The organism is Frankia sp. AgKG'84/4 (assembly GCF_023242965.2).
Lineage (GTDB): Bacteria > Actinomycetota > Actinomycetes > Frankiales > Frankiaceae > Frankia.
Map to the genome: position 1 here is coordinate 1 of NZ_JALKFU020000293.1, position 6,388 is coordinate 6,388.

Annotated in this window: 3 protein-coding genes; 1 reads left to right on the forward strand and 2 read right to left on the reverse strand. The window is 73.1% G+C overall.

Annotated features, from left to right (window positions below; all coding sequences use genetic code 11):
* Positions 1–149 precede the first annotated feature (149 nt).
* Entirely contained in the window at positions 150–785 is a 636-nt protein-coding gene (locus MXD58_RS17160; protein ID WP_308301984.1) for a response regulator, read from the reverse strand.
* Positions 786–1,170: 385 nt separating this feature from the next.
* Here MXD58_RS17160 and MXD58_RS30740 point away from each other — a divergent pair, with 385 nt between their 5' ends.
* Positions 1,171–3,567 (forward strand): diguanylate cyclase domain-containing protein, encoded by a 2,397-nt coding sequence (locus MXD58_RS30740; RefSeq protein WP_250609548.1) that lies wholly within the window; start codon positions 1,171–1,173, stop codon positions 3,565–3,567.
* On the opposite strand, the gene MXD58_RS17170 is transcribed toward MXD58_RS30740, so the two are convergent.
* Positions 3,545–6,139 carry a DEAD/DEAH box helicase gene (locus MXD58_RS17170; RefSeq protein WP_248837022.1) on the reverse strand — a complete coding sequence of 865 codons (2,595 nt, stop codon included), beginning with the start codon at positions 6,137–6,139 and terminating at the stop codon, positions 3,545–3,547. The two genes, MXD58_RS30740 and MXD58_RS17170, sit on opposite strands and share 23 nt — an antisense overlap.
* Positions 6,140–6,388 lie beyond the last annotated feature (249 nt).

A 6,388-nucleotide genomic window follows, 5' to 3' on the forward strand; every position in this document is an offset into this window, starting at 1 on the left:
CCCCCCCCCCCCCCCCCCCCCCCCCCCCCCCCCCCCCCGCCCCCCCCCCCCCCCCCCCCCCCCCCCCCCCCCCCCCCGAACCCGTGGGTCGAGGGCGGCTACCCGTCGAGGGCGGCTACCCGTCGAGGGCGGCTACCCGTCGAGGGCGGCTACTTGTCGATGCGGGTCGCGTAGACGGCGGCCTGGGTGCGGCTGGACAGCTCTAGCTTCTCCAGGATCGCCGAGACGTAGTTCTTGACGGTCTTCTCGGACAGGTGGATCCGCCCGGCGATCTGCCGGTTGGTCAGGCCCTCGGCGATGAGCACGAGGATCTGACGTTCCCGCTCCCCGAGGGCGGCGAGCTTGCGGTCCTCCACCGGCCCCTCCCGCAGCCGGGTGAGCACCCGCTGGGTGACCGCCGGGTCGAGCAGGGAGCGCCCGGAGGCGATCGTGCGGATCGCCCCGACCAGGTCGGTGCCCTTGATCTGCTTGAGCAGGTAGCCGGCCGCCCCCGCCATGATGGCGGCGAACAGGGCGTCGTCGTCGTCGTAGGAGGTGAGGATCAGGCAGCCGATGTCGGGATGCGCGCTGCGCAGGTCCCGGCACACGTCGATGCCGTTGCCATCCTCCAGCCGGGCGTCGAGCACGGCCACGTTCGGCCGGGTGGCCGGGATCCGGCGCAACGCCTCGGCCGCGGTCGACGCCTCGCCGACCACGTCGATGTCACTGGATTCGGAGAGCATCTCCCGGATTCCGCGGCGGACGATCTCATGGTCATCCAGCAGGAAGACCCGCACGGTACTCACAATGGGACAATACCGGTCCAATCGGTCGCCCCGGCCGTGGTCGCACGGTGACACTCGTGTCGGGGGCCCGTCCGTGCCGGCGTTCCCCGTACACAACTCCTGACCCACCGCACAAGCCCTTGCCCAGCGCAGTCGGTCACCTCCGAACAGTTAGAAGGGTGCCGCCGCGGGCGATGCCCCAGAGGTGGTCGCGAGATGGCGGGTCCGGCCGCGGCCCCAGGCCGAGCACCAGCCCCGGGCCGTGGGAACGCCATGCCCCGACCCGCCGCGCCCCGACCCGCCGCGCCCCGACCCGCCGCACTCGCCGGGGACCCACCACGGATCGCGGCCACGCGCCGCGTCGCTGTGGCGACTCTGGACCCCCGTCGCGGCGCTGAGCATCTGCGTGGCCGTCGTGGCCGTCGCCGCTCTGCCCCGCCACGCCGCGGAGATGACCACCCGCCTGATCATCATCGGCGTCTGTCTGCTCGGCGGTCTCACCGCCGCCTGGACCGCCCGCCTCGCCGCCCCCGGGGACCGGTCGTGGCGCTGGGTGCTCGCCGCGGCCCTGCTCCTCATCGACCTCGCCGGCTGGTGGTACCTGCTCGCCGCGATCCCCGTCACCGGCCCGACGCGCGGGCGGCTGACCTACCCGCAGCTGACCATCATCGTCCCGCTCGTCCTCGTCCTGCTCGCCCTGCTGCGCTACCCGGCGCGCCGCGACGGCCCGCCCGAGGCGACCCGCGGGCCGCTGGGACCCCGCTGGTGGATCGCCACCCTGCTCGACGGCCTCATCGTGGTCAGCTCCACCGGCATGCTGGCCTGGACGCTGTTCCTGCGCCGGATCATCGACGCGGGCGTCGTCGACGTCGAGGGGCTCATCGTCATCCTGCTGTTCTGCGCCGTCAGCCTGCTCACAGCCTGCACGGCGGTCGGCCTGTGGATCTTTCGACGGCCGGAGTCCGCCACCGGATTCGCGCTGCTCGCCGTCGGCGTCATCCTGCTCTGCCTCAGCTTCCTCTCCAACGCCCAGAGCGCCACCCTCGGCCTCAGCACGGTCCGCCTCGAGGACCTGATCTGCTGGCTCATCGCGCTCTGCCTGCTGACCCTGGCCAGCCTCGCGCGCACCGGACCCGCACCGCAGAGCGGGCGCGCCGCCCCGAGCCGGCGCGCCCAGTCCCGCACCCGCTGGGCGCACGCTGTCCTGCCCCTGCTGCCGCTGGCCGTCGCCGGCCTGACCGTGCTGATCGACATCACCGTGGGCACCGGACCGCGCCTGGTCGACATCGCCGTCCTGCTCGCCCTGCCGCTGCTCGGCCTCGCCCGCCAGATGATCATTCTGGCGGACAACATCGGCCTGCTGCACCAGGTGGAGATCAGCGAGCAACGGCTGCGATACCAGGCCTTCCACGACCCGTTGACCGGCCTGGCCAACCGGGCGCTGTTCGGCGACCGGCTGCGCCGCGCCCTCGCCGCCCAGCACCGCGACCGCGCCCGCTTCGCCCTGCTCTACGTCGACCTCGACGACTTCAAAAGGGTCAACGACACCCTCGGCCACGCCGCCGGCGATCGGCTGCTGCAGGTGACCGCGCGCCGGCTCACCCGCGCCGTGCGCGCCGGGGACACCGTCGCCCGCCTCGGCGGCGACGAGTTCGCGATCCTGCTCCTGCCCGGCGGCGACGCCCCGGCCACCGTCGGCAGCCGCGTGCTGAGCGCCGTACGCGCCCCCGCGCTGCTCGCCGGCACCCGCCGCACCGTGCACGCCAGCGTCGGCCTCGTCGTCGCCGACGCCGACGAGGAACTCTCCGCCGAACGCATCCTGCACCGCGCCGACGCCGCGATGTACGCGGCGAAAAGCACCGGCAAGGGCAGCCTCACCGTCTACAGCCCCGGCCTCGCCCGCGAGGGGGAGCGCGGCACGGAGGCCGACAGTCCGCGCGCCGCGCTCGTGCGCGCGCTGCGGGGCGAGGGCCACGACGGTGACCTGCGGGTCCGCTACCGCACGATCGTCGACCTGCCCGCCGGGGCGCCCGCGGGAGTACAGGTGGAGCTGCGCTGGTCGCATCCCGCCATCGGGGAGATGCCCGCCGTGGACCTCGTGCCCACCAGCGAACGTCCCGGGCTGCTCCCCGCGCTCACCCGCGCCACCTTCGACCGGGTCCTCGCCGACCTGCCCCGGCTGCGGGACGGGCCCACGCCGCCACCGGTGCACCTGGTCGTCCCCACCGCCGTGCCACCCACCCCCGCGTTCGTCGGCGCGGTGCGCGGCGCGCTGGCCGAGGGCCGGCTACGCCCCGGGGAACTCGTCCTGGACCTCATCGACGCCGAGCGCGGTCTCGAACCGATCGAATGGCAGACCCGACTGAACCAGATCGGCGCGCACGACGTCGGGGTGTGCCTGGCGGACTTCGGCGCGGCCGACTCCAACCTCGCGCTGCTGGCGACCCTGCCCGTCGACACCGTCGCGCTCACCCCGCTGGTCACCGCCGCCTGGACGGTGCCGGCCACCGTGGTCACCGCCGCAGCCGAGCACCGGGCGCACGCCGTGCGCGAAAACCTCCTCGCTCTGCTCGCCGACCTGCACATCAGCGTCATGGTCACCGACCTGCCCAGCGCCGAAGCGACGGCCAGTGCCATCGAGTTCGGCGCCACCCTCGCCATCGGCCGGGTGCCGCTGCCCCCAGACACCGCCGCGCCGCCGGCGACCCAAACCACCGAACCCCCGCCGACGCATCCCCGGCCCCCGCGACCGCCGCCGGTGACCGCGCGCGCCGGCGGTATCAGAGCCGGTCGACCGCCGTGACCCGTACGACGGCGACGCCGGCCTCGTCGCTGGCGGCCAGGTCGATCTCCGCGCTGATCCCCCAGTCGTGATCCCCCGCCGGGTCATCGAAGATCTGCCGGGCCCGCCACACCGGCCCGTCGGTGTCCAGCAGCAGCATCGCCGGGCCCCGCGCGTCCGGCCCGGTGCCGATCGCGTCATGCTCGTCGTAGTAGCCCGCCAGCGCGTCGCGCCAACCCTGCGCGTCGAACATCGCCCCACCCGGCCCGCCCCCACCGGCAGGCGCGGGTGCGCCGCTACCGGCCGGGTCCGCGTCGAGATCGCCCAGCAGGTCATAGCGACGCAGCGCGGCGAGTTCCACCCGGCGGAACAACGCGTTGCGCACCAGCACCCGAAACGCCCGCGGGTTACGGGTCACCGCCGGCGGCCGCTCGTCAATGCCCACCGTCGGCGCCGCGAGCTCACCGGCGGCGTCGGGGGAGGACAGCCGTTCCCACTCGTCGAGCAGGCTCGAGTCGGTCTGACGGACCAGCTCCCCGAGCCACTCGGTCAGGTCGACGACCTCCTCGGTGCGGGCATCCTCTGGCACCGTGTGCCGCAACGCCTTGTACGCGTCGGCGAGATACCGCAGCAGCAGCCCCTCCGAACGGGCCAGCCCGTAGAACGACACGTACTCGGCGAACGTCATCGCCCGCTCGAACAGCTCCCGCGCCACCGATTTGGGCGCCAGCTCGTAGTCCCCGACCCACGGATGCCCACCGCGGTAGGTCGTGAACGCCGCGCCCAGCAGCTCCGCGAGCGGCTGCGGGTAGGTGACCTCCTCCAGCAGCTCCATCCGCCGGTCGTATTCGATGCCCTCCGCCTTCATCGCCGCCACCGCCTCCCCGCGGGCCTTGGAGAGCTGGGCGTGCAGCACCTGACGCGGATTGTCCAACGTCGACTCCAGCACCGAGAGCACATCCAGGGCGTAACCGGGTGCCGCCGGGTCGAACAGTTCCAACGCCGCCAGCGCGAACGGCGACAGCGGCTGGTTCAACGCGAAGTCCAGCTGCAGATCCACCGTCACCCGCACCGTGCGGCCCAGCTCGTCGGGGGAGTCCAGGCGTTCCACCACCCCCGCCGCCAGCAGCGCCCGGTAGATCGCGATCGCCCGGCTGATCAGCCGCCGCTGGGTGGCGGCATCGGAATGGTTGTCGGTCAGTAGATGGCGCATCGACGCGAACGCATCCCCCGGACGGTTCACCACGTTCAGCAGCATCGCGTGCGACACGGTGAACTGGCTGGTCAACGGCTCCGGATCGGCGCCGACGAGCCGGTCGAACGTCGGCTCCCCATAGCCGACGCTGCCCTCGGGGGGCTTCTTGCGCACCACCTTGCGCCGCTTCTTCGGATCGTCCCCGGCCTTCGCCAACGCCTTGAGGTTGTCGATGACATGCTCCGGGGCCTGCACGACCACCGTGCCGACCGTGTCATAACCGGCGCGGCCCGCCCGCCCGGCGATCTGGTGGAACTCCCGCGCCGTCAGCAGCCGCACCCGCGTGCCGTCGTACTTCGACAACGACGTGAACAGCACCGTGCGGATCGGCACGTTGATGCCCACCCCGAGGGTGTCCGTCCCGCAGATCACCTTCAGCAGCCCCGCCTGCGCGAGCTGCTCCACCAGGCGCCGGTACTTCGGCAGCATCCCCGCGTGGTGCACCCCGATGCCGTGGCGCACCAGCCGCGAGAGCACCTTCCCGAACCCCGCGGTGAACCGGAACCCGCCGATCGCCGCCGCGATCGCATCCTTCTCCCCCCGCGAGGACACGTTCACGCTCATCAACGCCTGCGCCCGCTCCAACGCCTGCGCCTGGGTGAAGTGCACGACATACACCGGGGCCTGGCGGGTCTCCAGCAGCTCGGCGATCGTCTCGTGCAACGGGGTGGTGACGAACCGGTAGAACAACGGCACCGGGCGCTGCGCGGAACTCACCACCGCGGTGGGCCGCCCCGTGCGCCGGGTCAGATCCGTCTCGAACCTCGACACGTCGCCGAGGGTGGCCGACATCAGCACGAACTGCGTGCGCGGCAGCTCCAGCAACGGCACCTGCCACGCCCAGCCCCGGTCCGGATCGGCGTAGTAGTGGAACTCGTCCATCACGACCTGGCCGACATCGGCGTCCACCCCGTCCCGCAATGCGATGTTCGCCAGCACCTCCGCGGTGCAGCAGATGATCGGCGCCGCCTCGTTGACCGACGCGTCACCGGTGAGCATCCCGACCTTCGAGGCCCCGAACGTCGCGCACAACGCGAAGAACTTCTCGCTGACCAACGCCTTGATCGGCGCCGTGTAGAACGTGCGGCGCCCCGCCGCGAGCGCCGCGAAGTGCGCGCCCACCGCGACCAGGCTCTTGCCCGACCCGGTCGGCGTCGCCAGGATCACGTTCGACCCGGAGACGATCTCGATGAGCGCCTCGGACTGCGCCGGGTACAACTCCAGGCCCTCGTCGGCGGCCCAGGTCGTGAAGGCGTCGTAGAGGGCGTCGGGATCGGGCTCGGCGGCGCCGCCGGAGGCCGAGACGGCCGCGGCGGGAAGGTGGTCGGTGAGAGTCATGGTAGGTCGATCGTGCCTGACCGCGGCCGCGGCCGGCCCAGCGGGCGCCCTCGGCGCGGGGCAGCGGCGCAGATACCCGCCGTCACGACCAGGCCTGCCGCGGTCCTCAGCCCGCCATCCGGGGTGCCGGGGGAGCCATCGACTCAGGCGCGCTGCCCGAATCCCCGCGCAGGTACGCCGAGCGTGATCCGCTCCCACGCCGCGTCGAGCGTCGACCCTCCCGCGCCGGCGCCGCGCGCATCGCGGCAC